Source organism: Nonomuraea pusilla (assembly GCF_900109355.1).
In the GTDB taxonomy this organism is placed as follows: Bacteria; Actinomycetota; Actinomycetes; order Streptosporangiales; family Streptosporangiaceae; genus Nonomuraea; species Nonomuraea pusilla.
Genome location: NZ_FOBF01000015.1, coordinates 1 through 26,091, shown reverse-complemented (window position 1 = coordinate 26,091; position 26,091 = coordinate 1). Strand labels below are relative to the sequence as shown.

Sequence of the window (26,091 nt, the reverse complement as noted above, 5' to 3'; positions counted from 1 at the left end):
CTGCCATGATCTCGTCGGCGCCTCACTGATGGGACACGCGATGCCTGCTCGCTCATTCGTACTGCCGGCCGCCTCGCTCCTCACGGGCGGTCTCGCCGTCCTGGTGTACGTCCAGGACTCCGATCTGGTGGTCCTGCGGGAACATCTGAACCATCCTTTCGCGCTCGGTGCGCTGGCCTGCCTCCTGATGGGGGCGGCCGCCATCGGGCTGCCGTGGTGGTGGCTGCGCGTCCTGATCGGCGTCCTCGCCGGGCTGGGCGCGGGTGCCGCGCTGTTCGGGGGGCTGCTCGCTCTCGCGTTCGCCTCCACCGAGGAGGCCGGCTTCCTCGACGGACCGGCCCCGTACCGGATCCGGCTTCAGCAGTCGCAGGCGGGGCTCGGGCCGGACACGGTGATGTGGCTCAGCGTCCGCAGGGACGGCGGGCTGCTCAGCAGGGAGTGGGACCTCGGCTGCTTCAACGACGACAACCCCGATGACGCCTTCGACTCCGTCCAGTGGACGGGGCCGGGTTCGGTCGAGATCCGGGTGGCTGACGGCCGGACGTTCCCCGTGCCCCTGGACCCCGCCTCAGGCCGCCCCCGGACCACCGTCACCCTCAACTGCTCGCCTTAGCGGGGTGGGAACACGCAGAACTCGTTGCCGTCAGGATCGGCCAGCACTGCCCAGCCGGCCTCGCCCTGGCCGATGTCGATCCGGGTCGCCCCGAGGGAGAGGAGACGATCGACCTCCGCCTGCTGGTCACCGCCGGCGGGGGGAGCGAGGTCGAAATGCAGGCGGTTCTTGCCTGGCTTCGGCATCAGGGGCGGGCCGCCCCACGTGATCTTCGGGCCGCCGTGCGGCGAGCGGATCGCGGTCTCCTCGTCCTGGTCCCAGACCAGCGGCCAGCCCAGCGCCTCGCTCCAGAAGTACCCGACCTCCTGCGAGCCGTCGCACGCGAGCGCCCCGACGAACCCGCACTCGGCGAGGAACCCGTTGCCCGGCTCGATGACGCAGAACTCGTTGCCCTCGGGGTCCGCGAGCACCACATGCGCCTCGTCGGGGCCCTGGCCGATGTCGATGTGCCGGCCGCCGAGTTCGAGCGCCCTCGCGACCGTCCGCCGCTGGTCCTCCAGGGACGTACTCGTCAGATCGAAGTGCATCCGGTTCTGGACGGCCTTCGGCTCCCGGGTCGGGGGGAAGCGGAGGCGGAAACCGGTGTCGTCGCTGGGGAGGAGCGCGCTGCCGCCGTACGGGTCGTCGGCCATCTCCCAGCCCAGGACGCCGGCCCAGAAGCGCGCGAGGTGGAGCGGCTCGTTCGCGTCGAAGGAGAGTGCGAGGAGTTGAGAGGCCATTCCGCTCCGCATCGTCGATCCGCTGTGCCACAGCCGCCGCCAGGGCACCCCGAACTGCCCGTCACACAGCAGCCTAAGAACGACCCACCCCCGCCGCCACTCAATAACGCGAGTCAGACGAGGACGGCTGCCGGGGGGCTGTTGCGGGGGATCGCGGCGTACGGAGGCATCCCGGGGGGCCGCCGTACGCCGCGTCCGTGGGTCAGGAGGGTCGGCCGAGTTGCTCGATCGCGCCGATCATGAGGTCCCAGAAGCGTTCCCGGTCCAGCTTGATCCCGACGTTCGCGTTGGGCTCCCAGTCCATGCGGTGGTGGAGGTCCGCGATCGTCGCCCCCCGGGTGTGCGGGCCGTCCAGCTCGATCCGCAGTCCCACCCGCTCGTACGTCATGACCGAGGGGTCGATCAGGTACGCCACCGTGATCGGGTCGTGCAGCGGCGGGGCGGGGAATCCCCACGTCTCGTGGTAGGTGGAGCCGAAGAACGTGAGCAGTTCCACGCAGACGCGGGCGAGCGGGGTGCCGAGCGCCTCGATCCTGGCGAGCACGTCGGCGGTCACGAGCGCCTGGTGGCTGACGTTGAGCCCGACCCACGTCGTGGGCACGCCGCTGCCGAGCACCTCCGCCGCCGCCTCGGGGTCGGCGTAGATGTTGAACTCCGCGTACGGCGTGTGGTTGCCGCGCTCGGTGGAGCCGCCCATGATCACGATTTCCCTGATCCGCTCCCGGTCGCCGGGGTGGCGGCGCAGCAGCGTGGCGATGTTCGTCAGCGGCCCGATGGCCACCACGGTCACCGGCTCGTCCGCGGCTGCCAGCGTGTCGTGGATGAGGTCCACGCCGTGGCGGGGGTCGAGCGGGACGTCCGGCTCCCCGAACGCGGGGCCGTCCAGGCCGCTCTCGCCGTGCACGTAGTCGCCGATCTCCAGCGGCGCCGTGAGCGGCCGGTCGCAGCCCGCGGCGACCGGCACCCCGGTGACGCCCGCCAGGCTCAGCATCCGGCGGGCGTTGAGCGCGGTCTTCTCCACCGTCTGGTTCCCGGCGACGGTCGTGACGGCGCGCAGCTCGATCGCCGGGTGAGCCACCGCGAGCAGGATGGCCATGGCGTCGTCGTGGCCGGGGTCGCAGTCGAGGATCACCGGGGTCGGCACGTCAGATCTCCTTCGCGAGCCAGCGGACGGCCCGGGTGAAGAGGGTGCGGTAGCCGTCCCAGGCGACGAACTCGTCCGGGCACCAGTGCGGGGCGATGTCGGAGGCCCAGGCGAGCGTGCGGCCGGCCCCGGCCTGCCGGACGGAGAGCAGGGGGTCGCCGCCGACGGTCGCGAGCAGCGTCGCGTCCTCGGGGAGCTCGAAACGGTTGTAGCCGAGCAGGTCGGGCCACTGGGCGGGGAGTCCGGCCACGATGGGGTGCGCGTCGTCGCCGGCGAGCAGGCCGGGCACGCCCTGCGGGGTCTCGACCCGGTCGTCGTAGCGGGAGATGCGGGCGGGGAGCACCCGCTCGACCGCCGTGCCGGCGTACGCGGCCTTCGCCTCGAAGCCCTGGAAGCTCAGGTAGCCGCCCGCCATGGCGAGGCCGCCGCCCTGCTCCACCCAGTCGGCCAGCAGCTCGATCCGGTTGGCGGACTTCTCGCTGGACAGCCAGGTGGCGGGGTGCAGCAGGATGCTGTTGGCGCCGATGTCGGAGAGCACGACCACGTCGTAGGCGGCCAGCGCCTCGGGCGTGCCGGGGAACAGCGCGGGCACGTCGTGCGCGGGCAGGTGGTCGACCTCGATGCCGTCGGCCACCAGGACGTCCCGCAGCGGTGCGATTCCGGTGTGGTAGGTGGTCGAGGTGAACGCGTCGAAGCCCTTGTAGTGGGTCGACACGCTGATCCACGATTCGCCGGCGACCAGCACGCGGGTCATGGAAATCGTCTCCTTCTCTTTCGTATGCGATCAGTGGCCGCGCGCGGCGGCGAGGAAGAGCTCGCGAGGGTTTCCCGTGAGCAGCCGAGCGGTGTCGTCGGCGGTCAGCCCGTGCCGGTGCAGGCGTGGGACGAATCCGGTCAGGATGTGGGCGTAGCCGGTCCCGCCGTACCGGACGAGCATGGTCTTCAGGAACACGTCCTGGGAGAGCAGGACCTTGTGCCCCAGCCCGGCGCGGACGAGCCAGGCCACGGCGGCGGCGTTGTCCTCGTCGCACGGCGACTGGCCCTCGCCCGGGTAGAGGTAGTCCATGCCGCACATGTCGTAGCCGAGGTAGGCGCCGCGCAGGGCGAGGGACACCTGGTAGTCGCGGTCGGCGCCGCTGGGGTTGAGGTGCGAGAGCACGGTGCCGTCGAGCCGGCCGCCCTCCTCGGCGACGACGTCGAGCACGCGGTGGCCGTGCCGTACCCAGCCGGGGAGGTGGACCGAGAGCGGCACGCCGGTGCGGGCCTGCGCCCGGGCGGCGCCGCGCAGCACCTTCTCCTCCTCGGACGTGAAGTCCGGCGAGACGCCGATCTCGCCGATCACCCCGGCCCGCACGCCGTCCACGCCCTCGGTCAGGTCGCGCTCGATCTCGTCGGCGACGTCCGCCGCGGTCATCGAGCGGACCCGGGCGGGGTGGGTCCGCTCCAGGTAGAAGCCGGAGCCCATGACGATGTTCAGCCCGGTGGCGCGGGCGATGGCGGCCAGCTCGGCGGGCGCGCGCCCGATCCCGTCGGGGGTCACCTCCAGCAGGGTGCGCCCGCCGTGGTCGGCGAACCTGCGCACCTCCTCGATCGCGGTCGGCGTGTCGTCCAGCGACACGTTGTCCCGCGAGAGGTACGGGTCCTGCCGGAGCCTGCCGAGGAACTCGATCCGCACGGGGTGACGGGCGATCAGGTCGCCCTCGGCGTCGCCCTCCGCCGGGGCGTGCCAGGCGAGGGCGCCGTCGTTGCGCAGGTGCTCGTGGCAGAGCGTGATCCCGAGGTCGTCGGCGGACACCGGGCCGAGCACGGTCGTCACAGCCGTGAGCTGGGCGGGGGAGGTCATTTCCGTATCGCCCCGAACTTCGCCCACACCTTGCTGTTGGAGAAGATGGCCAGCAGCAGGATGCCGCCCTGGACGATCTGCACGTAGAACGGCGAGACGTGCAGCAGCACCAGGCCGTTGGCGATCACGCCGAGCGTGAGGGCGCCGAGGATCGTTCCGAGCATGCTGGCCCGGCCGCCGAAGAGGCTGGTGCCGCCGAGCACGACGGCCGTGATGACCTCCAGCTCGAAGCCGGAGCCCGCGTTGGACGAGCCGGAGCTGAGGCGGGTGGCGATCAGCACGCCCGCCACCGCCGCCGCCAGGCCGGTGAGCACGTAGACGGTCAGCCCGACCTTCCGCGTGTTCACACCGGTACGGCGCAGCGACTCGCCGTTGGAGCCGAGGCCGATGACGTAGCGGCCGAACGGCGTCCGGGTGAGGACGAGCCAGCCGACGAGCGCGACGAGCACGGCGAGGATGGCAGGGACGGGCACCCCGGCGATGCGGCCCTGGCCGATCTGGACGATCCAGAGGTCGCCGTCGATGGGGGTCGAGTAGCCCTCGGTGGCGCGCAGCGCCGTGCCGCGCATGATCGACAGCATCGCGAGCGTGACGATGAACGGCGGGATGTTCTGGTAGGAGGAGAACCACCCGTTCACGAACCCGATCAGCGCGCCGAGCACGAGGATCGCGAGCAGGGCGACCGTGGGGTTCCATCCGTGTTGCAGCACGATCGCGAGCAGCGACCCCGACAGCGCGACCGTGGAGCCCACGGACAGGTCGATGCCGGAGGTGCTGATGACGAAGGTCATCGCGGTCGCGACGATCAGCGTGGGGGCGATCTGCCGCATCAGGTTGAGCAGGTTGCCCGCCGTGGCGAACCGGTCGGCCGAGAAGGCGAAGAAGATCAACAGCGCCACCAGCACGACCGCGATCGCGATCGTCTGGGCGTGCCGGCCGATGTGCGCGTTGGCCCGGGCCGACCTGGTGGTGACGACCCGCTGGCTGGTGACGGTCACCGTCGTCCCCCTTCCTTCTCTTCCGCGTCGTGCGCGACGATCTCGGACACGAGCCGTTCGAGGCTGGTGCTCCGGGCGTCCAGGTCGGCCCTGAGCGTGCCCTCGTACATGACGCACAGCCGGTCGCAGACCCGGAAGAGGTCCTGCAGGCGGTGCGTGATGAGGATGACCGAGACGCCCTGGGCGGAGACGGTCTTGATCAGTTCGAGGACGGTCTCGACCTCGGCGACGGCGAGCGCGGCCGTCGGCTCGTCGAGGATGAGCAGTTTGGGCCCGAAGGTAACCGCGCGGGCGATGGCGACCGCCTGGCGCTGGCCGCCGGACAGCCCGCCGACCGGGATGTCGGTGAGCGGGATCCGGATGTTCAGCGCGTCGAGGTGGCGCCGCGCGTCCGCGTGCATCTTGCGGACGTCGAGCAGCATGCCGCCGGCCTTGCGCGGCTCCCTGCCGAGGAACAGGTTCCCCGCCACGTCGATGTCGTCGCAGAGCGCGAGGTCCTGGTAGACCATCTCGATGCCGAGTTCGCGGGCGTCCTTCGGGTTGGCGAAGGAGACCGTGCGGCCGTCAAAGACGATCTCGCCGGAGTCCGGCACGACGGCGCCGGCCAGCACCTTCATGAGGGTGGACTTGCCGGCGGCGTTGTCGCCGACGAGCCCCACCACCTCGCCGGGGCCGACGCGCAGCGTCACGCCGCGCAGCGCGTCGACCATCCCGTAGCGCTTGCGGATGTCGCGCATGACCACCCGATCCACGCGACCCGCCTCCTGGTCGGTCATGCGAGTCCCTTCTCCGCTCACTTGAAGGTGGCGCGGTACGGGTCGACGTTGTCCTTGGTCACGATGGTCACCGGCACGTCGATCTTCTTCTTCGGCTGCGCGCCGCCGGCCAGGGCCGTGGCCTCCTTGACGGCCTCGTAGCCCTCGGTCTTCGGGTCCTGCTGGACCACTCCGGCGACGAACCCGGCGTCGATGCCGCTGATGGCCTCCTTGGTCAGGTCCCAGCCGAAGACCTTGACGCGGTCGGCCGCGTTCTGCGACTTCACGGCGGCGACCGTGCCGAGCAGGGCGGGCTCGCCGGTGGCGTACACGATGTTCATGTCGGAGCGGGAGGTGAGCAGGTTCTCCGCGGCCGTCATGGCGGCCTCCTGCTTGTTCTGCCCGTCGACGGTCTGCACGATCTTGGCGCCGGCGGCCTCGACGGTCTTGTTGAAGTCGTCCTTGCGGATGTTCTGGATGAAGGAGTTCAGCGCGCCCACCACGCCGATCTTCGGCGCGGTCAGCTTGTGCTCCTGGGACCACTTGTTGACGAAGTCGCCCGCCTGCTTGGCGGCGGCGGCGTTGTCGACGCCGACCTGGGTGTCCACGGCGGGCGAGTCGACGATGGCGTCGACGGCGACGACCTTCAGCCCGGCGTCCTTGGCGATCTTCACCGCGGGCTTGATGCCCTCGACGTCGATGGCGACCACGATGACCGCGTCGAACTGCTGCTGGACGAAGTTGTCGATGGCCTCGTTCTGCTTGGCCGGGTCGTCGTTGGCGTTGAAGATCGTGAGATCGACGTTCGCCTCCTTGGCCGCCTGCTGGGCGCCGGCGTTCATCTCGTTGAAGAAGATCGCCTGCTGGTTGATCTGGACCAGTCCGACCCGGGGCCGGTCTCCGCCGGACGCGCCGGAGTCTGCTGAACCGCCGCAGGCCGCCGCCAGCAGGCCGGTGGCCAGGATCGTCGTCACCGCTGCCAGGCGGGTGAGTCGCGTGGATCGAGCCATGGGAGATGACCTTTCGGGGGGTGGGGAAGGAGTGGGAGAGGATCGGGAAATCGATTACCCGAGTTTCGGGCATGCTAGTCGGCACAAAAAAGCACCGTCAAGGTGCGATTTCCTCACAGAACCTCTATCGTTCGGTGTGATCGAGGCGTCCCAGCCCGGGGATAGGTCGATCTTTGGTAAAGATCAGGGGAAATCGATTACACGATGCGCGTGACGATTCATGACGTGGCACGAGTGGCCGGCGTCTCCGTGGCCTCCGCCTCCCGCGCCCTCTCAGGGCGGCGCAAGGTCACGCCTGAGATCGCCGAACGGGTGGCTCGCGCCGCCGCCGAGCTCGGCTACCAGCCGAACGCCGTCGCCAAGGCGCTGCGCGACCAGACCACGGGCACCATCGGCATGATCGTCCCCGGCATCGGCAACCCGTTCTTCACCACGATCGTCGAAGCCGTGGAGCGCGAGCTGCAGAAAACCGGCACCGACCTGGTGCTGTGCGCCTCACAGTACAGTCCCGAGGTCGAGGCGCGGCGGCTGGAGACCCTGCTGGCCCGCAGGGTCGACGGGCTGATCATCAGCCCGTGCGACATCGAGGCCAGCGTCCCCGCGGTGCTCGACGCGGCCCGCCGGGTGCCCCTCGTGCAGCTCGACCGCCACATCGCGAGCGCCGGGGCCGACTGGGTGGGCGTCGACGACGAGGCCGGCATGTCACAGGCGGTCGATCATGTGGTCGCGGGCGGGGCGCGGTCCGTGGTCTTCGTGGGCAGCCGGCTGATGAACTCCTCCGCCCGCCTGCGGCTGGGCGGGTTCGAACGCGCGGTGGCCCGGTCCGGCGTGCAGACCGCGGCGCCGCTGCTGGGCGAGTTCACCCTCGAATGGGGCATCGAGGCCGGACGCAGGCTGCTCGACGGCGGTCCCCTGCCCGACGCGGTCGTCTGCGGGAACGACGAGATCGCCGTGGGCCTGCTGCGCTCGCTGCGCACCGGCGGGCTGCGGTTCCCCGCCGACGTGTCCGTGGTCGGGTTCGACGACGTGGGACACGCGACGATGTGCGACCCGCCGCTCACCACCGTGCGCCAGCCCGTGGAGGAGATGGCGGCGGAGGCCGTGCGCCTGCTCGGCCAGGTCAAGGCCGACGACCCCCGGCCCGCGCAGCGCGTCGCCATCGCCCCCAGCCTCGTCGTACGGCAGAGCAGCCGTCCGGCGGCCGGCGCGACGCCGGAGCGACCGGGCCGGAGCACGGGAAGGGAGACCGCGTGAACGAGGCAGTCGAGCTGACACGCGAACTGATCAGGATCGACTCGGTGGGCGGAGGCGAGGCCGCGGTGGCCGAGCCGCTCGCCAGGCGGCTGTCCGACGCCGGGTTCGCGGTGCGGCTGCACGAGCACGCCGCCGGCCGCACCGGGCTCGTCGCCCGCTGGGGCACGGGCGAGCCGGTGACGCTCACAGGCCACCTCGACACGGTCCCGCTGGGCGGCCGCGCGTGGCGGCACGAACCGCACGGCGCCGAGATCGACGGCGACCGCCTGTACGGGCGCGGTTCGAGCGACATGAAGGCCGGCGTCGCCGCGCTGGTCGTCGCCGCCGAGCGGCACGTACGCCGCGCCGGGCCGAAGGTCGCCCTTGAGGTCGTCTTCACCGTGGGCGAGGAGACCGGGTGCGAGGGCGCGTCCGGCATGGTGGCCGCGGACCTCGTGGGCAGGTCGCGCGCCCTCCTGGTGGCCGAGCCCACCGCCAACCGCGCGCTGCTCGGGCACAAGGGCGCGCTCTGGCTCAAGCTCACCACGCACGGCACGACCGCCCACGGCTCCATGCCGCACCTCGGCGACAACGCGATCTACAAGCTCGCCCGCGCGATCAGCGCCGTGGAGACGTTCGACATCGGCCAGCCCGAACACCCCTGGCTCGGCCCGTCCACCGCGAACGTCGGCACGGCGCAGGGCGGGATCAACGTGAACTCCGTGCCCGACCTCGCCACCGCCACGGTCGACCTGCGCACCGTCGCCGGACAGGACCACGCGCGGCTGCGCGAGCGGCTGCAGGCCGCGCTCGGCGCGGAGGCGGCCGTCGACGTCCTCGTGGACCTCCCCGCGATCTGGACGGAACCGGACGACCCCTTCGTCCAGGCTCTCGTCGAGGCGGGAGCGGGCGCCCCCGGCGACCACCCGGCGGCCAGCTACTTCACCGACGCCTCGATCCTCACCGGGGCGTGCGGCGGGGTGCCGACGGTCATCTGCGGCCCGGGCGAACCCGAGCAGGCACACGTGACCGACGAGTACTGCCTGACGTCCCGCATCGAAGAAGCCACCGAGATCTACACCACTGCCCTGTCACACCTCACCCCCTGACCGCCTTGGGCGGCGGATGATGACGGCGGACCGGGACTGGGGTTCTTGGAGTGTTCCACCGCGGTGATCTCCTCCGGCGTGCGGCGCCACAGGAGCTCGACCTCGGAGTTCCGTTTCAGCGGCGGTGACGGCAGGGGTGGCGGCCGTGCCGACCCGGACGTCGATCCCCTCGCCGTCGCCTCCGACCGTGCCTTTCAAGAAGGCGGCCGTAGCGGCGCCTCCACGGTGGACGCTGCCGTTTGCGGGGGCGGTGGGAATCGCGATCTTTGTGCTCCTAGGATCGCTGACATGATTGTTTACCGAGCCTTACGGAGGGTGGCAGTTCTCGCTGCCGCCGTCACGGTCGCCATCGCAGGCGCGATGGCGGGTGGCGCGAGCGCGGCGCGGGCCGACGGGAGCGGGCCGCAGCCCGAGCGGCAGCTGCTGTTCTACAACCACGCCTACAGCGTCCTCGACCGGGAGACCGCCGACGCGGTCGAGCACTCCGAGTACCTGCGGACGTTCGCCAACTTCGAGGTCCGCACCACGACCGGTGGCGGGATGACCTGGACCGGCCGGTACCTGAAGGGCAGGGAGACGTACCTCGAACTGTTCGGGACCGGCGACCTGCCCGGTCAGGACGGCGAGTTCGGCTCCGCCGGGATGGGCGTCTCGACCGAGCGGGCCGGCGACCTGGCGACGGTGACGGAGCGGCTGAAGGCCCTGGGGGTCGCCGAGCCGTTCCCGTACCGGCAGACGCGCGACTTCGGCGACGGCGTCAAGGTGCCGTGGTTCGACACGGTCCGCGCCAGCGGCGCCCAGTACGACGCCTTCGACCCGTGGGCGATGGAGTACCTGCCGGAGTATTTCGCCGACCCGCGCAGCAAGACCGAGCCGGAGAGCTTCCCCGGTGACGTCGGCCGGGAGCGCTACCTCCCCGACGACTACCGCGACCACCTGATGCGGGACGTGACCGCCGTCCGCTTCGGCGTGCCCGCGCGTGACCTCGCCAACGCGCTGCCGCTGCTGCGCGCGGGCGGGTTCGCCGTCCAGTCGCTTCCGGGCGGCGGCGTCGTGGCGGCGGGCGGCGGCACCCGGATCCGGCTGGATTCCGTCCCGCGCGAGCAGGCCGGTCTGAAGCAGGTCCGTTTCGCGCTGAACCGTCCTGTGGCGTACCGGCACGAGGAGCGGATCGGCCGCTCGACCCTCGTCGTCGGCCCGGGGGCTCACGCCGTGTGGTCCTTCGACGCGCCCGTCCGGTAGCGGTCCCGGGCGGCCGGGGTCCTGGGGCCGCCGACGTCAGCGGGGCTGCGGCGAAGGGCGGCCCAGGACCTCGGAGACGACCGTCCTCGCGGGCCTGCCGAGCACGCGCTCCAGGTCGGGGGTCTGCAGTTCCAGCGCGCCAGCGCGCACCTGGGCGGAGATCCAGCTCATCGGGCCGGGGCCGTCGTCCGGCACCTCGCGGTAGCGCACTCCCGCCGCCTCGGCCACCTCGGGGTGGGTCCACAGCGGCCCGGTGAAGTCGTACGCGCGGCCCAGGTGCCCCTCGTCCGTCAGGACGTTCGCCGCCGCCTCGGCCAGGTCGGAACGGAACGCCGTGTTCAGCCCCCTGCCCCCGGTGCTGCCGGTGATCTCCCCGTCGGAGATCCGCGGGACGAACGCGTCGCTGTAGAAGGGGTGGCGCAGCATCGTGTACGGCAGGCCGCTGTCGAGGATGGCCTGTTCGGTGGCGTGGTACGCCTCGGTCATGCCGGTGGCGGCGGTGCCCGCTCCCAGGAAGCTGGTGAAGACGACGGCCCCGACGCCGACCTCCTCGGCGGCGGCGACCGCGGCCAGGTGCTGCCGGATCCTGCGGGCGGGATCGAGCTCCGGGGAGGAGATCAGCAGGAGGCGGTCGGCCCCGTCGAAGGCCTCACGCAGGCTCGCCGGGTCGTCGTAGTCGCCGCGCCGCGCCGGTACGCCGTCCGGGGCCCGTTCGGGATCGCGTACGACGGCCGTCACGTCCGCCCGCGTGCGCAGATTGCTGATGACGAGGCGGCCGAGCGCTCCGGAAGCGGCCGAGATTGCGATCATTGGGGGCTCCTGGGGGTGATCGGTCGCTCCAGTGAACCGTTGGCGTCCGGTGCCGCGCCACCGGTTTCCGCCGTCGGCGGGTCAGGCCAACGCCCCGGCGGAGTCGCAGGCGGTGGCGGCGGCGACCACGAGCAGGCCGGCCAGCAGGGGGCGAGCGGCCGTGACGATCACGTGAGCCCTCTGAGCGGCCCTGGCGATCACGTGAGCCCCCTGAGTGGCCCTGGCGATCACGGCGGGACTCCCTTCACGGCGGCGGGGACGCGTGGACACGACGCAGATGCTCCCACTCCCGCGCCGGCCGGGCACGAGCTTTGATCATGCTGTGATCAGCGGGCGCCCGCGGCGTCAGTGGTCGCGACGGGACGTCCACCCCTGCCGGTGGAGCCTCTCGAACCCGTCGAGCAGCAGGTCGAGGGCGAACTCGAACTCGAACTGGTCGTCGCAGCCCCCGCCCACGACCGACTCCTCGTCGTGGGCGACCGCCATGGCCAGCTCGAGGACGTGGGGGTACCGGTATGCCAGCTCCTGCGGCGTCGAGCCCTGCGTGTCCGGCTGGCCGGGGAACAGCTCCGGCGTGAACCCCCACACGCGGCTGCCCAGGGCGTGCATGACGTGGTGGGTGAGATCGACGGAGAACCCGCCGGCCCTGAACGTCCCGATGACGGCGTTCAGGTGGTCGAGGACGGCGGGCGTCGGGTGGGGGCGGGACTCGATGACGCGCGACGCCCACAGGTGGCGCAGCAGCGCGCGCCGGGCCGAGAGGATGCGGCGGCGAAGCGCGCTCTTCCAGTCGGTGTCGCCTTCCGGCGCCTCGATCTCGCCGACGACGACGTCGACCATGCCGTCGAGGAGTTGTTCCTTGTTCGCGACGTGCTTGTAGAGCGCCATCGGGACGACGCCCAGCTCCTGGGCGAGGTTGCGCATGCTGAGCGACTCGATACCGGTCTCGTCGGCGAGCGCGACGGCGGCCCGCAGGACCCGGTCCCGGTTGAGGGTCGCGCGCCGCGCGCCGTCCGTCTCGTGGACCATCCTGACCGCCGTCCTCTCTAGGCCGCTCTTGACGGTGTACGGCGTACACCTTACTCTTCCTCCATAGGTGTACGCCGTACACCACAGACCCCCGGAAGGGACTCCTCGTGACCTCTGCCAGACGAGGGTGGCTGGTGCCCGCAGGGCTGGTCCTGCTCGGCGTCGTCCCGATGATCGCCGGAGCGGCCCGGGTGGCCGAGCTCACCGGCGGCGCGCCCATCACCCCCGGCAACGCCCGGTTCTTCGCCTCGCCGGCGCCCGTGCTCGTGCACATCGCGAGCGTCGCCGTGTACTGCCTGGTGGGAGCGTTCCAGTTCGCCCCCGGGCTCCGCCGCCGCAGGCTTCGCCGGCACCGCGCGGCCGGGCGGCTGCTCGTCCCGTTCGGGCTGGCCGCCGCGCTGTCGGGCCTGTGGATGACGGCCTTCTACCCGCGCCCGCCCACCGACGACGCGCTCGTCACCGGCTTCCGGTTCGTCTTCGGCGCCGCCATGGCCGCCTGCCTCGTCCTCGGCTTCGCCGCCATCCGCCGCAGGGACGTCGCCGGCCACCGCGCCTGGATGGCCCGCGGCTACGCGATCGGGCTCGGCGCCGGCACGCAGGTCCTGACCCACCTGCCCTGGGTCCTGGCCGGGGGCCTGCCCAGCGGGACCCCCCGGACCCTGGCGATGCTCGCCGGATGGGTGATCAACCTCGCCGTGGTCGAATGGGCGCTGCGCCGCCACACGCCCGCCATCGGGAGGAGCCCGCACCGTCGCCCCGGCTTCGTGGACCACCCGACCCCCGGATGACGAACACGCCGGGCGGTCAGCCGGCCAGGCCCAGGAGGACGGCTGCGCCGCCGACCGCGACGGTGAGCGGGTAGGCCCACCAGCGGGGTGGAGGGCCGTCCCTCAGCACCCGCACGCCGAGCGGGACCAGGGCGAGGCACAGGCCGAGCGTGGCGAGCACCGACATCGGGCCTGTGCCCTTGAGCACGCCGATCGGCAGGGCGCTCGTCGAGGCCAGGGCCACGGCTCTCACGATCCCGAGGACGCCGGCCCGCCACGCGCCCACGGCCAGCACGATCCAGCCGAAGAAAACGGCGACGGACAGCGCCTTGAAGACGTGGACGGCCCCGTAGGAGGCGGCGACGGCCTGCTGCGCCGCCCGTACCCCCTGGACGTCCACGAGCTGGAAGGCGAGATGGCTGACGCCGGCGTGGAAGGCCCGTGCGAACAGGCCGGACAGCACCAGCAGGCCGCCCCACAGCGCCCAGCGCGGCTGCGCCGCCCAGATCCGGCGGACCAGGGCGATGACGGCGGGCCACAGCAGGACGTTCCCGGCTGCGAAGGCGGCGTACGACAGGTTCATGCGGACGGGGTCGGCGGCGACGGCGGCGAGCTGCGCGGGGAAGAAACCGTCGACATCGGCCCGCAGGAGGACGCCGGTGAGCATCAGGGCCGGGCCGAGGAGCAGCCCGGCCGCCTCGGCCCAGCGGCCGGGGAAGGTGAAGGAGGTCGTGGACACGCGGTCGATTCAACCGGCGGTGTCCGCGCCGCACATTGGCGTGGGGACGAGCCTCGGGGTAGACCTGGCACTACCCGCCGCTATCTCGGCTCCGCCTGCAGGTACGCCAGGACGGCGAGCACGCGGCGGTGCCCGTCGGACGTCGGCGGGAGGTCGAGCTTGGCCAAGATGCCCGCGATGTGCTTGGCCACCGCCGCCTCGGTGACGACCAGGGCCCGCGCGATCGAGGCGTTGGAGCGTCCCTCGGCGATCAGGGCGAGCACCTCGCGCTCCCTCGGGGTGAGGCGTTCGAGCGGGTCGCGCCGCCTGTTGAGGAGCTGCCGCACCACCTCGGGGTCGACGACCGTGCCGCCGTCCGCCACCCGCACGAGGGCGTCCACGAACTCGGCGACCTTCCCGATCCGCTCCTTCAGCAGGTAGCCGACGCCGGTGCCGCGGCCGGAGGACAGGAGTTCGGCGGCGTAGGTCTGCTCGACGTACTGGCTGAGCACCAGCACGGGGAAGCCGGGGCGGGCCGCGCGCAGCGCCAGCGCGGCCCGCAGCCCCTCGTCGGTGAAGTCCGGGGGCATGCGGACGTCCACCACGGCGACGTCGGGATCGTGCCGCTCGACGGCGGCGGCCAGCGCGGCGGCGTCCCCCACCGACTCGGCGACCTCGTGCCCGAAGCGTTCGAGCAGGCTGACCAGGCCCTCGCGCAGGAGGACGGCGTCTTCGGCGATCACCACGCGCACGGAATCTCCACACTCATCGTCGTCGGCCCGCCCGGCGGGCTGGACAGCGACAGTCTGCCGCCGACCGCCGCCACCCGGTCGGCCAGCCCCGCCACGCCGCTGCCGCGTGCCGGGTCGGCGCCGCCCGCCCCGTCGTCCCGCACCTCCAGCGCCAGGACGTCGCCGGCGAGCCGCCCCCTGACCCGCGCCCGCTCGGCGCGGCTGTGCTTGGCGACGTTCGCGAGCGCCTCGGCCACCACGTAGTACGCGGCCGTCTCGACGGCGCCCGGCAGCCGCCGCGGCAGCCGGACGTCCACGTCGACGGGGACCGGCGAGCGTCCGGCCACGTCCCGTACGGCGGCGGCGAGGCCACGGTCGGTGAGCACCTGCGGGTGGACGCCCCGGATCAGCTCCCGCAGCTCCGCCAGAGCGGCCTGCGCCTCCTCCTGCGCGAGGGCGACCTGCCCGGCGGCGGGGGAGCCCGGAGGGAGGTCGAGGAGGGCGAGCCCGAGCCGCATGCTCAGCGCGACGAGCCGCTGCTGCGCGCCGTCGTGCAGGTCGCGTTCGATCCTGCGGCGTTCCATCTCGTACGCGTCCACCAGGCGGGCGCGCGAGCGCAGCACCTCGGCCAGCTCGTCAGGGGCGAGGAGCGCCCTGACCGCCGCGCCCCGCGCCCCCGCCCACGCGGTCACGACGTACGCGGCGACGGGGAGCAGCAGCAGCCCCGCTGCCGAGACGGCCAGGGCCGCCGCCAGGGCGCCGTCCTCATCGGTCGGCTGCAGGACGGGCGACAGCACCAGCACCGCGGGACCTGCCACGACGAGGCAGGCCACGGCCAGGTCGATCCACCACAGCGCGAGCAGGGAGACGGCGCCCAGCACCGCCGCGCGCCGCGGTGCCGCGCCCGCGCCCGCCGGGGGAGCGAGATCGACGAGACGCAGCCGCCACCGCTCGTACCGCGCGGCGAGCGGCGCCAGCGGCACCGCGGCGACGGCCACGGCGACGGCCGCCGTCGGGACGGACCCGAGGAGCGACGCGGCGAGCCCGACGGCGATCACCACGCCGCCGGGGACGGCGCTCGCCAGCAGGTACGCCAGCGCCCTCCAGGGCCAGCTCGACCGCAGGAAGGACGCCGGCCGCCGGGCAAGAGCCTCCAGCGCGGTCGAGGTACGCACAAGCCGACGCTACCGGCGCGCGCCTGCGGCGGAGGAGGACGGCCGGGGTCAGGTGCGGCTGGTCCGTACGAGGTAGGAGCGCAGCAGCTCCGCCGACAGCCCGATCACGACCAGCCCGAGCACGCCGTGGTACCACCGCCAGCCGACGCCGATGCCCACGAACCCGTCCAGGATCATGATGCCGGCCCCGCCGGCGACGGCCGCCAGCATCAGGACCAGCACGGGCAGCAGCACGGCTCTCGGCACCCTGAGCCCCGTGGGGGCGACGGTGACGAGGGCGACGCACGCCCCCAGGACGCCGGTGGCGGCGGCGAGCCACTGCGCGGGGGCGGGGGCCATGAAGTAGCCGGCCGCCTCGGCCGCCGACACGGGCGGGCCGCCGGGGAACCCCAGCCTGGCCTGCGCCGCGAAGACGGCCTTGCCGGCGGCGTACCCGAGGAAGAGCAGCGCCATGACGTATGCCGGCCAGCGCCGGGCACGACCGGGGACCATCCTGTCCACAACCATGCCCGCGACGGTATCCACGCCCGCCCGGACGCCCCTCCCGACGCGGAGCCAGGCGCTTCCCCCTCGCGGGGGATCCGTCCGTGCGCAGCCGGAGGCCCTCCTCCCTCGGGAGAAGGGCCTCAGGCGGTCCCGCCATTCTCTACGCGCGACGAAGGTGGTGCCGGCGCGACGACATCATGCCGATGCCGACGCAGGCCGCTCCGCAGGCGATGATCAGAGCTCCCGTGATGACGTTGGTGATGATCACCGACGTGGTCGCTCCGTGCTCGGGAAGCACCCACGGGGCGATGATCGTCCAAACTCCGAGGACTGGCATCACCCAGGTGACACCGTGCGTGCGGCCGTAGGCGGACGCGAACCCCACCGCCAGCACCGCCATGGCGATCCCGACGATCAGGTTGTTCACGGTCAAGGTCGCGCGGGCGTTGAACCCGATGACCCACGGTGAGATGGCGAGATAGAGGCCGAGCATGAAAGCCAGGCCGCTGACGAACTGTGCAGTCGACGACTGAGCTGCCCGGTCGTAACGAGCGCGCATTTCGGCGATGTCTGGATGCTCTTCCATTCCGAGCATCGACCGCTCCGAGCCGGTCGGTCCCTGCATTCTCCACACCACCCTTCTCGGCTAGAAGCGCGGTCCGTTATCTCACTTCTGTTTTGCCCGGTACGGACCTGGCGACGCGGGGCAGCGTGCAATGGTTTGCCCAAAATCCCGGTTCGGTCGGGATGGGGTCAGCCCCCGGGGTCCTTCCCGGTGGCCCGCCCCATGCGGCGGTCAAGCGGTGGTCGAACGGGCCTCTTCGCACCCGCTCAGCGGGAGGTCTCCTCGCGGATCCAGCGCAGGTAGGCGTCGGTGCCGGCGGTCAAGGGGACGGCGGCGATCTCGGGGACGTCGTACGAGTGGAGGCGGCGGACGTGGGCGGCGAGGTCGTCGAAGCGTTCCAGCGTCGTCTTCATGAGCAGCAGCCACTCGTCGGAGCGTTCGACGGCGCCGTTCCACCGGTACGTGGAGGTGATGGGCCCGACGACCTGCGCGCAGGCGGCCAGGCGGTGCGTGACGACGGCGGCGGCGAGACGGTCGGCCTCGTCCCGGCTGCCCGCGGTCACCCGCACCTCGACGTACTCCGCCCCTGTCCCGGCCTGCCCCATGCCGCCCACTCTGCCGGATCGCCCGCGCACCGGGCAAGGAGACCGCGGCCCCAGGCCGCAGGTCAGGGCAGGACGGGCTGCCAGGTGAAGGCGTCGCCGTGCCGTTCGACCAGCCCGAGGCCGGGGAACGGCAGGTGGTAGGCGTGCACGGGCAGCCGCTCGGCCGCGGCGAGGTCGAGGAGCCTGCGGCGGCTGAGCACGGAGCGCGGGCCGTCGAGGTCCCACGGGGTGCGCCAGGCGAGGTGGCCGAGCTGGAGCGGGTCGTGGAAGGTGTCGCCCGCGCACAGCAGCCGCTCGCCCCGCGACTCCAGCAGGAACGCCGTGTGCCCGGGGGTGTGGCCCGCGGCCTCCACGGTGCGGACGTTCGGCAGCACCTCGGCGCCGTACTCGAAGGCACGCAGCCCTGCGCCGAGGGCCCGGATCGCGCGGAGCGCGGGCCCGCGCTGGTCGGCGGGGGCGGGGCAGGAGGGGGCCGACCAGTACGCGAGCTCGGCGGCGTGCGCGTACGCCGCCGCGTCCGGGAACGCGGGCTCGCCAGGCCAGACGGCGCCGCGCGTGTGGTCCTCGTGGAGGTGGGTGAACAGGACGGCCGCCGGTTCCCGCCCGCGGAGCCCGGCCTCGGCCAGCCGCCCGGCGAACCTCCCGACGAGCGGGGTGATGTGGGGGCCGTAGCCGGGGAAGCCGCGGCCCAGCCCGGTGTCGATCACGGCGAACCCGTCGGCGGTCTCGACGCAGAGACAGTTGTAGCCGCACGTCACCGTGGGCCTCGCGCGACCCTCCCGGGCGGCGGCGGCGCGCAGCTCCCGCTCGGGCACGCCGGTCGCCGGGGTGAAGAACTCGCGCAGCGGCGGGTCCCAGGGCGGGTCGAGCTGGCCGTCGCTGACGACCGCGCAGGTGAGGGCCCCGACGGTGAACCGGTGGATCCCCCGGCCCGCGTCCTGCCCCGGCTGTGGCTGCGTCACGGTGAGATGGTTGACGGTTCCGCGTCACGCCATGTCCGGAGAATGTCCCAGGAATGGTGACCACGGCGGCGCCGCCCCAGGTCAGCCGGTGAGGACCGCGAGGTCGTCCTCCGTCAGGCGGAGGCGGGCGGCGTCCATGTTCTCCTCCAGGTGCGCGAGGGAGCCGGTGCCGGGGATGGCGAGCAGCGCGGGCGAGGCGGACAGCAGCCAGGCGAGCGCCACCTGCGCGGCCGACGCCCCGTGGCGGGCCGCGACGCGCTCCACGCGGGCGGCGTCGATGGGCCGGTGGCCGCCGCCGAGCGGGAAGAACGGCACGTACGCGATGCCGGACTGCTCGCAGACGGCGAGGAGGGGGTCGTCGCGGTCGTGGACGTGGAAGCTGTTCTGCACGGCGGCGACCGGCGCGATGGCGCGGGCCTCGGCGAGCTGCGCGGCGTCGACGTTGCTGACGCCGAGGTGCCGGATCAGCCCCTCGTCGCGCAGCGCGGCGAGGGCGGCGAACCGCTCCCCGACGGGCTCGCCGCCGGGGCCGCCCATGCCGCCCACGCGCAGGTAGACCAGGTCGAGCCGGTCCAGTCCGAGCGTGTCGAGGTTCTCCTCCACCAGGCGGCGCAGCTCGCCGGGCCCCGCCTCGCCGCGGGGCACCCCGTCGGCTGCGAGCAGCGGCCCGACCTTCGTGGCGATCACCAGGCCGTCCCGGTACGGCGCGAGGGCCTTCCTGATCAGCTCGTTGGCCACGACCGTGCCGCGCCGGTAGAACCAGGCGGTGTCGATGTGGTTCACGCCCAGCTCGACGGCGCGGCGGAGCACGGCGACCCCGGTACCGGGGTCGCGGGGCGGGCCCTGGAAGGTCCCCGTGGGCAGGCGCATGGCGCCGAACCCGAGGCGGCGTACGGGGAGGTCGCCGCCGAGGAGGAACGTGTCCGGCCGGGCGGTGCTGAGGTCGTTCGTCATGCCCTCAGCTTCGTGCGGGGCCGGGGGCGTGCCAACGCGGTGGCAGCAAGCTGCCAGTCCGGGAGGGCGGCGATAATGGACAGATGTCTGCCGACCAGGTCATCACCGTCCGCGGCGACGCCGAGCTCGCCGCCAGGGCCGGTCACCTGTTCACGGGGGCCCGGCACGACTTCGTCTGCGCGGCCCGCGACCTCGACACCTGGTCGCAGCCGGAGGCGCGGCTGAGGATCGCCGGCGGGATGCGCGCGCCCGACGCCCCCGGCTTCACCGTGAGGAAGCTGCTCAGCCCGGCGGCGCTGGCCGACGAGGGGGCGCGGAGGCACCTCAGGGAGGTCACGGCCAAGGGCGCGCACGTCCGCATCAGCTCGGCGCCGCTCCCGCACGAGACGATCATCATCGACCGGCGGGTGATGATCCTGGCGGCCGGCGACGACGGGCCCGGCCCGCGCGAGTTCACCGTGACGACCGTGCCCGCGCTCATCGGCGGCGTGTACGCGCTCTTCCAGGCGGCGTGGGAGACGGCCACGGACTTCACCGCGTACTTCGACGGCGCCATGCCGCACCTCGACGCCGACGGCCTGGCGGTGCTGCGCGAGCTCGGCGCCGGCCACACCGACGAGGCGGCGGCGCGGCGGCTGGGGCTCTCGCTGCGCACGTACCGGAGGCGGGTGGCGGCGCTGATGGCGGCGCTGGACGCGGGCTCCCGCTTCCAGGCCGGCCTGCGCGCCGCCGAACTGGGCCTGTGAAAGCGGGGAACGGCCTGGCACGGTCCAACTGAGATCCAGACGGGTTCCAAGTGCGCGCGCCGAGACTGGCGTCCTCGAACGCAAGGAGGACGATCAGTGAAGATCGCACTGGTGACCGGGGCAGGACGAGGCGTCGGCAGGGAGATCGCCCGGCAGCTCGCGGATCTCGGGATGGCCGTGTTCGCCGGGGTGCGTGACGAGGGCCACGCGCCCGAGGGCACGACCCCGCTGCTGCTCGACGTCACCGACGGGGCGGCGGTCGCGAACGCGGCCAAGACCGTCGACGCCGCCCACGGACGCCTGGACGTCCTGGTGAACAACGCCGCGATCTGCGGCGACCACGGGGTGAGCCCGGCGGACGTGACGGCCGACCACATGCGCGCCACGTACGAGGTGGGCGTCTTCGGGCTCGTCGCCGTGACGCACGCGATGATCCCGCTGCTGCGGGCGTCGGACGACGCCCGCGTCGTCAACCTGACGACCAGGCTGGGCTCCGTCGCGCTGACGTCCGCCCGGGACGGCATCAACGCCGACTGGCGGATGCTTGCCTACAACTCGGCCAAGAGCGCCGTGAACGCCCTCACCGTCCTGTACGCCAACGAGCTGCGCGAGGCGGGCATCGTGGTCAACGCGGTGGACCCGGGGCACTGTGCCACCGACATGACGGGCCACACCGGCGACCGCTCCGCGGCGGAGGGCGCGGCGGTGGCCGTCCGCATGGCGACCGCCCAGGCAGGCGGGCCCACCGGCACGTTCACCTGTGAGGACGGCCCGCTGCCCTGGTGACCGCCCGGGGGCTCAGCCTCCGGCCAGGGCCAGGAACTCCGCCAGGTGCACGACCTTCACCCGCGAGCGGCGGCGCCGCAGCCCCTGCTGGAGCTGGCGCAGGCAGCCGGGGTTGACGGTGACGAGGTAGTCGAGGTCCGCGGCCTCGATGGCGTCGAGCTTCGGGTCGAGCACGGCGCGGCTGTCTGCGGGACGCACCATCGCGTACGTCCCCGCGGCTCCGCAGCAGTCGCCCGCGCCGGGCAGCTCGACGTAGTCGGCCACGGCGGCGATCAGCTCGCGGGGCGGGCGGGTCACGCCGAGGCCGTTGCGCAGGTGGCAGGAGTCCTGCAGGGCGGCGCGGGCCCGGCGGCCGTCCACCGTCACCTGGCCGGCCGGCTCGTACCCGGCCTCCGTCAGGTACTCGCTCAGCTCCTTGACCCGGTCGCGGCCGACGTGGTGGGCGAGGTGGGCGGCGCAGCCGCCCGCGGTGGTCACGATCGTGCCGGGCAGCCGGCCGCCCAGCTCGCGGGCGAGCCGCGCCCCGCCTTCGGAGTCGCCGTTGTGCGCGTGCAGCGCGCCGCAGCACCCCTGCCCGGCCGGTACGGACACCTCGGGCCGCAGCCGCCGCACCGCCCGCGACACCCCCGGGTACAGGCCGCGCTCGACGCAGCCCAGCATGAGCGACACCGGCGCCTCCGGGGCGGCGGCGCGGGCCGGCCCTGAGGCGTGCCGGCGGACCAGCCGCTGCAGCCGCAGCAGGGCCGGCCTGGAGACGACGGCCATGAGCACCCTGGCGATCCAGGGGCGGCGGCGACCCTGCCACTGGTGGTCGCGCCACTGCTCCAGCAGCGAGCCGTACTGCACGCCCGCCGGGCAGACCGTCTCGCAGGCTCGGCAGCCCAGGCAGAACGACGACTCCTCGGCCAGCGTCGGGTCGTCGTCGTCGAGCCGGCCCGTCTCCAGCGCCCGCATCAGGGTGATCCGGCCACGCGGCGAGGACGTCTCCTTGCCGGTCATCGCGTACGTGGGGCAGGCCGGCAGGCAGAACCCGCACGAGATGCACCGGTCGAGCAGGTCCTTGTCGAAGATGGGACGCTCGGTCATGAGCCCAGCTTTCCGGGGTTGAGAATGCCTGCGGGGTCGAAGGCGCGCTTGATCCGGCCGAGCAGGGCGACCTGGTCGCCGCCGAGCCGCTCCTCCAGGTACGGCAGCTTGGCCGCGCCGACGCCGTGCTCGCCGGTGATGGTGCCGTCGAGGGCGATGGCGGCGGAGAAGATCTCGGCGAACGCCTGGTGGCAGCGCTCGATCGCCTCGCCGTCGTCGGGGTCCAGCACGCACGTCGGGTGGAGGTTGCCGTCGCCGGCGTGGCCGAAGGTTGCGATGAGCAGGTCGTGCGCGGCGGCGATCTCGTCGATGCGGGCCACCATCCCGGCCAGCCGGTGGCGCGGCACGCTGACGTCCTCCAGGACGGTCAGCGAGCCGAGCCGCGACAGCGCGGGCAGCGAGCAGCGGCGGGCGGCGAGCAGCGCGTCGGCCCTGGCGACGTCCTCGGCGAGGGTGACCTCCAGCGCGCCCTCATCGGCGCAGATCCCCTCGATCCTGGCCAGGTTGCCCTCGACGGTGGCGGCCTGGCCGTCGTCGCCGAACAGCAGCAGCGCCCCCGCGTCCGCCCGCAGGCCCAGCCCGGCGAACTCCTCCACGGCGGCGATGCACTTCTGGTCGAGGAACTCCAGCGTGGCGGGCACGATCCCGGACGCGATCACGGCGGTGACCGCCCGCGAGGCGTCGGCGAGGGTGGGGAAGTAGGCGACGCCGGTGCCCGTCGTCTCCGGCTTGGGCAGCAGCGCCACCGTCGCCTCGGTGATCACGGCGAGGGTGCCCTCCGAGCCGGTGAGCAGCCGGGTGAGGTCGTAGCCGGCGACGTCCTTCCAGAGCCGGCCTCCGGTGCGGATGATCTCCCCGGTGGGGAGCACGGCCTCCAGGCCGAGCACGTAGTTGCGGGTGACGCCGTACTTGAGGCCGCGCAGGCCGCCGGCGCACGTCGCGACGTTGCCGCCGACCGTCGAGACGGTGTGGCTGCCGGGGTCGGGCGCGTAGAGCAGGCCGGCCTCGGCCGCGGCGGCGGCCAGCTTCGCCGTGGGCACGCCCGTCTGCACGCGGGCCAGCAGTTCGTCGCGGCTCACTTCCAGGATCCGGTTGAGCCTGGTGAGGACGAGGACGATGCCGCCGTGCAGCGGGACCGTGCCCGCGCACAGGTTCGAGCCCGCGCCGCGCGGCACGACCGGGACGCCCTCGGCGGTGGCGTACCTGAGGATCGCCGCCACCTCCTCGGCGCTGCCCGGATGCACCACGGCCTGCGGCATCGCGTCGAAGAGCGGCGTGGCGTCGCGCGCGTGCGCGGCCAGCGCGCCGGGTTCGACGCTGACGTGCTCCGGGCCGACGATCCCCGCCAGCGCCTCGGCCAGCTTCGCCGTCATCCGCCACCTCCATCCGTGCCTGTCTCGCGGGAAAGTGTCAGACAAAGTACCTTGTGTGTCAATCGTTCGGAGCCGGACACCGTGGGAAAATGGGCTGCCCACGCGATCGGAGGACCGCATTGCCCCAGGACGCCGCACTCCAGCTCGCCACGGTGTCCGTCGTCGACGCGCTCGCCCGGTCGCTGCGCGAGCGCGTGCTCGACGGGCAGTACGCGCCCGGCAGCACCATGACCGAGGCGGAGATCTCCGCCGCGTACGGCGTCTCGCGGCCCACCGCGCGCAGCGCCCTGGCCGTCCTGATCCACGAGGGGCTGCTGCACCGCGAGGCGAACAAGCGCACGTCCGTCCCGCGGCTCTCCCGCGAGGACGTCGAGGACCTGTTCCTGGCCCGTACGCCGCTGGAGGTGGAGGTGGTCCGCCTCCTCGTCGAGCGCGGCGCGGTGCCGGTCTCCGCGGCGTCCCGCGCGGTCACCGACCTGCACGAGCTCGGCCAGGACGCCACGCACGGCGCGTTCGTGGAGGCCGACCTGCGCTTCCACCAGTCGCTCGTGGACGCCGTCGGCAGCCCCAGGATCAGCCGCGTCTACCGCATGATCAGGGGCGAGATGCACCTGTGCATGGTCCAGACCCGGCAGGTGCTCGGCAGGGAGCGCATCGTCGCCGAGCACCGCGCCGTGCTCGACGCGATGAGCTCCGGCGACGCCGCCGAGGCCGTCCGCCGCATGCGCGCGCACCTGACGGGCGCCCGCCACTCCCTCCAGAGCCTCTTCCCCTGAGCGCTTCCACCTGCGTTCATTCAGAAATGGATATCGATGCGTTGGCGATATCGGTATTAGACATGGGCTGATCGCATCTGCTTTGCTCCTTGCGCTCCGTTGAACCGAGAGTGAGGACCGAGCATGCGAGACCTCCGTCGCCGCCGGATCACGGCGACCCTGCAGGCGGCCGCGCTGACCGCAGCCCTCCTCGCGGGCGGCGCCTCCTACGGCGCCGGCACCGCGTACGCCGCCCCGCAGCGGACGGCGATCATCCAGACGCCGGGCGAGGCCTCGGCCCGCAAGGAACTGCGCGCGCTGGAGAAGACGTACCAGGCGCGCATCGGCGCCTACGCCCTCGACACCGGCACCGGGAAGACCGTCGCGTACCGGGCGGGCGAGCGGTTCCCGCTGCTGTCCACCTTCAAGGCGCTCGCGGCCGCCGCCGTGCTGCACAAGGCCCGCACGTCCGACCCCGGGCTGATGAACCGGGTGGTCACCTGGACCCAGGACGAGGTGAAGCCGAACTCGCCGGAGACCGAGAAGCACGTCAAGGACGGCATGACCGTCGCCGAGCTGTGCCGGGCCGCCATCACCAAGAGCGACAACACCGCGGGCAACATGCTCCTCAAGCAGCTCGGCGGGCCGTCCGGGCTGACCCGCTACCTCCGCGCGCTCAAGGACCCCGTCTCCCGGCTCGACCGCTGGGAGACCGAGCTCAACCTGTGGAGCCCCAAGGAGCGGCGCGACACCACGACCCCGGCCGCGCTCGCCCGCGACCTGCGTGCCCTGACCGTGGGTGACGCGCTCGCCCCCGAGGACAGGGAGCGGCTGAACGGCTGGCTGCGGGCCAACGAGACCGGCGACACCCGCATCCGGGCCGGCCTGCCCCCGACGTGGACGGTCGGCGACAAGACCGGCACCGGACCGACGTACGCCGCCAACAACGACGTCGCGATCGTCTGGCCCGCCAAGGACGCCGCGCCCGTCATCATCGCGATCTACACCAACCGCGACACGGCCGGCGCCGCCCGCGAGGACGAGATCGTCTCCCGGACCGCGACGATCCTCGCCCGCGGCCTGGGCAAGCTCTCCTGAGGCCGGCATGAGGAAACAGGGGGGACAGCGGGGGAACCGGCAGGGGAAGGGGCCCGGCGTGGCCGCCGCCGGGATCGCGCGGCTCACCGCCGCCGCGGCCGCCGCCGGTGTGCTGGTCGCGGCCATCGCGCTGCCCGCGGTGGGCGGCGCGGGCGTCGGCCTCGCCGCCGCCGCGAGCGAGGTGGACCTGTCACCGCAGGACCTCGTCGAGCCGCCACCGGCCGAGGTCACGGTCGTCAAGGACGCCAGGGGCGGCGAGATCGCCCGCTTCTACGACGAGTACCGCGAGGTCGTGCCGCTCACCGACGTGGCCGACGTGATGAAGACCGCGATCGTGGCCATCGAGGACGACCGGTTCTACCAGCACGGCGCCATCGACCTGGAGGGCACGTTCCGGGCCCTGGTGAAGAACTTCGCCAAGGGCGGCGTCGCGCAGGGCGGCTCCAGCATCACCCAGCAGTACGTCAAGCAGGTGCTGCTCAACTCGGCGGTCACCGACAAGGAGAAGGCGAGGGCGCTGGAGGCCAGCTACGCGCGCAAGCTCAAGGAGCTGCGGTACGCGATGGCGGTCGAGGAGAAGTACAGCAAGGACCAGATCCTGGAGAAGTACCTCAACATCGCCTACTTCGGCGCGGGCGCCAACGGCGTCGAGGCCGCCGCCAAGCGCTTCTTCGGCGTCCACGCCAAGGACCTCACGCTGCCGCAGGCCGCCACGCTCGCCGGAGCCGTCCAGGACCCGAACGCCACCGACCCCAACCTCGGCAAGGCCCAGCGCGCCC

At 73.0% G+C, this 26,091-nt stretch carries 29 protein-coding genes; 10 read left to right on the top strand and 19 right to left on the bottom strand.

Going from position 1 to position 26,091, the window contains the following annotated elements:
- Positions 1-40: 40 nt before the first annotated feature.
- Positions 41-613 (top strand): hypothetical protein, encoded by a 573-nt coding sequence (locus BMX74_RS27475; RefSeq protein ID WP_091103612.1) that lies wholly within the window; start codon positions 41-43, stop codon positions 611-613.
- On the opposite strand, the gene BMX74_RS27470 is transcribed toward BMX74_RS27475, so the two are convergent.
- The 7 genes from BMX74_RS27470 to BMX74_RS27440 form a co-directional block, all read right to left on the bottom strand.
- Positions 610-1,332: a VOC family protein gene (locus BMX74_RS27470; RefSeq protein ID WP_091103611.1), complete on the bottom strand. Its 723-nt coding sequence runs from the start codon at positions 1,330-1,332 to the stop codon at positions 610-612. The two genes, BMX74_RS27475 and BMX74_RS27470, sit on opposite strands and share 4 nt — an antisense overlap.
- Positions 1,333-1,534: 202 nt before the next feature.
- Positions 1,535-2,476 (bottom strand): nucleoside hydrolase, encoded by a 942-nt coding sequence (locus tag BMX74_RS27465; protein ID WP_091103609.1) that lies wholly within the window; start codon positions 2,474-2,476, stop codon positions 1,535-1,537.
- Position 2,477: 1 nt separating this feature from the next.
- Complete coding sequence (locus BMX74_RS27460) at positions 2,478-3,230, bottom strand: glutamine amidotransferase (protein WP_055504905.1); 753 nt, start codon at positions 3,228-3,230, stop codon at positions 2,478-2,480.
- Between the two features lie 30 nt (positions 3,231-3,260).
- Positions 3,261-4,319 (bottom strand): phosphotriesterase family protein, encoded by a 1,059-nt coding sequence (locus BMX74_RS27455; protein WP_055504906.1) that lies wholly within the window; start codon positions 4,317-4,319, stop codon positions 3,261-3,263.
- Positions 4,316-5,317 carry an ABC transporter permease gene (locus BMX74_RS27450; protein ID WP_091103608.1) on the bottom strand — a complete coding sequence of 334 codons (1,002 nt, stop codon included), beginning with the start codon at positions 5,315-5,317 and terminating at the stop codon, positions 4,316-4,318. Before BMX74_RS27450 ends, BMX74_RS27455 begins: the two co-directional genes overlap by 4 nt.
- On the bottom strand, positions 5,314-6,093 hold the full coding sequence (locus BMX74_RS27445) for an ATP-binding cassette domain-containing protein (protein WP_055504908.1): 780 nt from the start codon (positions 6,091-6,093) through the stop codon (positions 5,314-5,316). Before BMX74_RS27445 ends, BMX74_RS27450 begins: the two co-directional genes overlap by 4 nt.
- Positions 6,094-6,110: 17 nt before the next feature.
- Entirely contained in the window at positions 6,111-7,082 is a 972-nt protein-coding gene (locus BMX74_RS27440; RefSeq protein WP_082535160.1) for a substrate-binding domain-containing protein, read from the bottom strand.
- 204 nt (positions 7,083-7,286) lie between these two features.
- Here BMX74_RS27440 and BMX74_RS27435 point away from each other — a divergent pair, with 204 nt between their 5' ends.
- The 3 genes from BMX74_RS27435 (at position 7,287) to BMX74_RS27425 (ending at position 10,666) form a co-directional block, all read left to right on the top strand.
- Positions 7,287-8,336: a LacI family DNA-binding transcriptional regulator gene (locus BMX74_RS27435; protein WP_091103606.1), complete on the top strand. Its 1,050-nt coding sequence runs from the start codon at positions 7,287-7,289 to the stop codon at positions 8,334-8,336.
- Positions 8,333-9,424 (top strand): M20 family metallopeptidase, encoded by a 1,092-nt coding sequence (locus BMX74_RS27430; RefSeq protein WP_055504911.1) that lies wholly within the window; start codon positions 8,333-8,335, stop codon positions 9,422-9,424. The genes BMX74_RS27435 and BMX74_RS27430 overlap by 4 nt, the downstream gene beginning before the upstream one ends.
- Positions 9,425-9,739: 315 nt before the next feature.
- The gene (locus BMX74_RS27425; protein WP_218154078.1) at positions 9,740-10,666 is read left to right on the top strand and encodes a DUF5829 family protein; all 927 of its coding nucleotides are present in this window, start codon (positions 9,740-9,742) and stop codon (positions 10,664-10,666) included.
- 36 nt (positions 10,667-10,702) lie between these two features.
- On the opposite strand, the gene BMX74_RS27420 is transcribed toward BMX74_RS27425, so the two are convergent.
- Both BMX74_RS27420 and BMX74_RS27415 read right to left on the bottom strand, forming a co-directional pair.
- On the bottom strand, positions 10,703-11,476 hold the full coding sequence (locus tag BMX74_RS27420; protein WP_177227532.1) for an NAD(P)H-binding protein: 774 nt from the start codon (positions 11,474-11,476) through the stop codon (positions 10,703-10,705).
- 345 nt (positions 11,477-11,821) lie between these two features.
- Positions 11,822-12,505, bottom strand: a complete 684-nt coding sequence (locus BMX74_RS27415; protein ID WP_091103603.1) for a TetR/AcrR family transcriptional regulator — start codon at positions 12,503-12,505, stop codon at positions 11,822-11,824.
- 107 nt (positions 12,506-12,612) lie between these two features.
- Between BMX74_RS27415 and BMX74_RS27410 the strand changes: the two genes are divergently transcribed.
- Entirely contained in the window at positions 12,613-13,293 is a 681-nt protein-coding gene (locus BMX74_RS27410; protein WP_256257286.1) for a DUF2306 domain-containing protein, read from the top strand.
- Between the two features lie 16 nt (positions 13,294-13,309).
- Here the strand turns inward: BMX74_RS27410 and BMX74_RS45060 are convergent, their stop codons facing one another.
- The 8 genes from BMX74_RS45060 to BMX74_RS27370 all read right to left on the bottom strand — a co-directional run bounded on the left by BMX74_RS45060 (position 13,310) and on the right by BMX74_RS27370 (position 19,468).
- The gene (locus tag BMX74_RS45060) at positions 13,310-14,011 is read right to left on the bottom strand and encodes a hypothetical protein (RefSeq protein ID WP_201784630.1); all 702 of its coding nucleotides are present in this window, start codon (positions 14,009-14,011) and stop codon (positions 13,310-13,312) included.
- A gap of 80 nt (positions 14,012-14,091) precedes the next feature.
- The gene (locus tag BMX74_RS27400) at positions 14,092-14,742 is read right to left on the bottom strand and encodes a response regulator transcription factor (protein WP_091103602.1); all 651 of its coding nucleotides are present in this window, start codon (positions 14,740-14,742) and stop codon (positions 14,092-14,094) included.
- Positions 14,730-15,896 carry a sensor histidine kinase gene (locus BMX74_RS27395; RefSeq protein ID WP_091103600.1) on the bottom strand — a complete coding sequence of 389 codons (1,167 nt, stop codon included), beginning with the start codon at positions 15,894-15,896 and terminating at the stop codon, positions 14,730-14,732. The genes BMX74_RS27400 and BMX74_RS27395 overlap by 13 nt, the downstream gene beginning before the upstream one ends.
- Positions 15,897-15,944: 48 nt before the next feature.
- On the bottom strand, positions 15,945-16,403 hold the full coding sequence (locus BMX74_RS27390) for a hypothetical protein (RefSeq protein WP_091103599.1): 459 nt from the start codon (positions 16,401-16,403) through the stop codon (positions 15,945-15,947).
- Between the two features lie 139 nt (positions 16,404-16,542).
- Positions 16,543-17,007, bottom strand: coding sequence for an SPW repeat protein (locus tag BMX74_RS27385; protein ID WP_063792163.1), 465 nt, complete (start codon positions 17,005-17,007; stop codon positions 16,543-16,545).
- 206 nt (positions 17,008-17,213) lie between these two features.
- Entirely contained in the window at positions 17,214-17,552 is a 339-nt protein-coding gene (gene cutA / locus BMX74_RS27380) for a divalent-cation tolerance protein CutA (protein ID WP_055504918.1), read from the bottom strand.
- 62 nt (positions 17,553-17,614) lie between these two features.
- On the bottom strand, positions 17,615-18,514 hold the full coding sequence (locus BMX74_RS27375; RefSeq protein ID WP_091103597.1) for an MBL fold metallo-hydrolase: 900 nt from the start codon (positions 18,512-18,514) through the stop codon (positions 17,615-17,617).
- An 81-nt stretch (positions 18,515-18,595) separates the two neighbouring features.
- The gene (locus tag BMX74_RS27370; protein WP_091103596.1) at positions 18,596-19,468 is read right to left on the bottom strand and encodes an oxidoreductase; all 873 of its coding nucleotides are present in this window, start codon (positions 19,466-19,468) and stop codon (positions 18,596-18,598) included.
- Between the two features lie 83 nt (positions 19,469-19,551).
- On the opposite strand from BMX74_RS27370, the gene BMX74_RS27365 reads away from it, so the two are divergent.
- Both BMX74_RS27365 and BMX74_RS27360 read left to right on the top strand, forming a co-directional pair.
- Positions 19,552-20,214, top strand: coding sequence for a helix-turn-helix transcriptional regulator (locus BMX74_RS27365; protein WP_091103595.1), 663 nt, complete (start codon positions 19,552-19,554; stop codon positions 20,212-20,214).
- Positions 20,215-20,310: 96 nt separating this feature from the next.
- The gene (locus tag BMX74_RS27360; RefSeq protein WP_091103593.1) at positions 20,311-21,000 is read left to right on the top strand and encodes an SDR family NAD(P)-dependent oxidoreductase; all 690 of its coding nucleotides are present in this window, start codon (positions 20,311-20,313) and stop codon (positions 20,998-21,000) included.
- A 12-nt stretch (positions 21,001-21,012) separates the two neighbouring features.
- Here BMX74_RS27360 and BMX74_RS27355 read toward each other — a convergent pair whose 3' ends face one another.
- Together BMX74_RS27355 and BMX74_RS27350 are read right to left on the bottom strand one after the other, a co-directional pair.
- Entirely contained in the window at positions 21,013-22,086 is a 1,074-nt protein-coding gene (locus tag BMX74_RS27355; protein ID WP_091103591.1) for a (Fe-S)-binding protein, read from the bottom strand.
- Positions 22,083-23,459 carry an FAD-binding oxidoreductase gene (locus BMX74_RS27350; protein ID WP_091103590.1) on the bottom strand — a complete coding sequence of 459 codons (1,377 nt, stop codon included), beginning with the start codon at positions 23,457-23,459 and terminating at the stop codon, positions 22,083-22,085. Before BMX74_RS27350 ends, BMX74_RS27355 begins: the two co-directional genes overlap by 4 nt.
- Positions 23,460-23,578: 119 nt before the next feature.
- Between BMX74_RS27350 and BMX74_RS27345 the strand changes: the two genes are divergently transcribed.
- From BMX74_RS27345 to BMX74_RS27335, 3 genes are all read left to right on the top strand, one after another.
- Positions 23,579-24,235: a GntR family transcriptional regulator gene (locus BMX74_RS27345; protein ID WP_201784633.1), complete on the top strand. Its 657-nt coding sequence runs from the start codon at positions 23,579-23,581 to the stop codon at positions 24,233-24,235.
- Between the two features lie 123 nt (positions 24,236-24,358).
- Positions 24,359-25,312, top strand: coding sequence for a class A beta-lactamase (gene bla, locus BMX74_RS27340; protein WP_055504925.1), 954 nt, complete (start codon positions 24,359-24,361; stop codon positions 25,310-25,312).
- Between the two features lie 58 nt (positions 25,313-25,370).
- Positions 25,371-26,091: transglycosylase domain-containing protein (locus BMX74_RS27335; protein WP_256257285.1), on the top strand; the 721-nt coding region annotated here is incomplete at its 3' end.

Bases quoted from the DNA above. Each gene is read 5' to 3' on its own strand.
- BMX74_RS27350 (WP_091103590.1), bottom strand. From the start codon at position 23,459: ATGACGGCGAAGCTGGCCGAGGCGCTGGCGGGGATCGTCGGCCCGGAG.
- BMX74_RS27370 (WP_091103596.1), bottom strand. From the start codon at position 19,468: ATGACGAACGACCTCAGCACCGCCCGGCCGGACACGTTCCTCCTCGGC.
- BMX74_RS27435 (WP_091103606.1), top strand. From the start codon at position 7,287: ATGCGCGTGACGATTCATGACGTGGCACGAGTGGCCGGCGTCTCCGTG.
- BMX74_RS27455 (WP_055504906.1), bottom strand. From the start codon at position 4,319: ATGACCTCCCCCGCCCAGCTCACGGCTGTGACGACCGTGCTCGGCCCG.
- BMX74_RS27470 (WP_091103611.1), bottom strand. From the start codon at position 1,332: ATGGCCTCTCAACTCCTCGCACTCTCCTTCGACGCGAACGAGCCGCTC.
- BMX74_RS27445 (WP_055504908.1), bottom strand. From the start codon at position 6,093: ATGACCGACCAGGAGGCGGGTCGCGTGGATCGGGTGGTCATGCGCGAC.
- BMX74_RS27385 (WP_063792163.1), bottom strand. From the start codon at position 17,007: ATGCAGGGACCGACCGGCTCGGAGCGGTCGATGCTCGGAATGGAAGAG.
- BMX74_RS27355 (WP_091103591.1), bottom strand. From the start codon at position 22,086: ATGACCGAGCGTCCCATCTTCGACAAGGACCTGCTCGACCGGTGCATC.
- BMX74_RS27475 (WP_091103612.1), top strand. From the start codon at position 41: ATGCCTGCTCGCTCATTCGTACTGCCGGCCGCCTCGCTCCTCACGGGC.
- bla (WP_055504925.1), top strand. From the start codon at position 24,359: ATGCGAGACCTCCGTCGCCGCCGGATCACGGCGACCCTGCAGGCGGCC.
- cutA (WP_055504918.1), bottom strand. From the start codon at position 17,552: ATGGGGCAGGCCGGGACAGGGGCGGAGTACGTCGAGGTGCGGGTGACC.
- BMX74_RS27390 (WP_091103599.1), bottom strand. From the start codon at position 16,403: ATGGTTGTGGACAGGATGGTCCCCGGTCGTGCCCGGCGCTGGCCGGCA.
- BMX74_RS27420 (WP_177227532.1), bottom strand. From the start codon at position 11,476: ATGATCGCAATCTCGGCCGCTTCCGGAGCGCTCGGCCGCCTCGTCATC.
- BMX74_RS27365 (WP_091103595.1), top strand. From the start codon at position 19,552: ATGTCTGCCGACCAGGTCATCACCGTCCGCGGCGACGCCGAGCTCGCC.
- BMX74_RS27460 (WP_055504905.1), bottom strand. From the start codon at position 3,230: ATGACCCGCGTGCTGGTCGCCGGCGAATCGTGGATCAGCGTGTCGACC.
- BMX74_RS27415 (WP_091103603.1), bottom strand. From the start codon at position 12,505: ATGGTCCACGAGACGGACGGCGCGCGGCGCGCGACCCTCAACCGGGAC.
- BMX74_RS27440 (WP_082535160.1), bottom strand. From the start codon at position 7,082: ATGGCTCGATCCACGCGACTCACCCGCCTGGCAGCGGTGACGACGATC.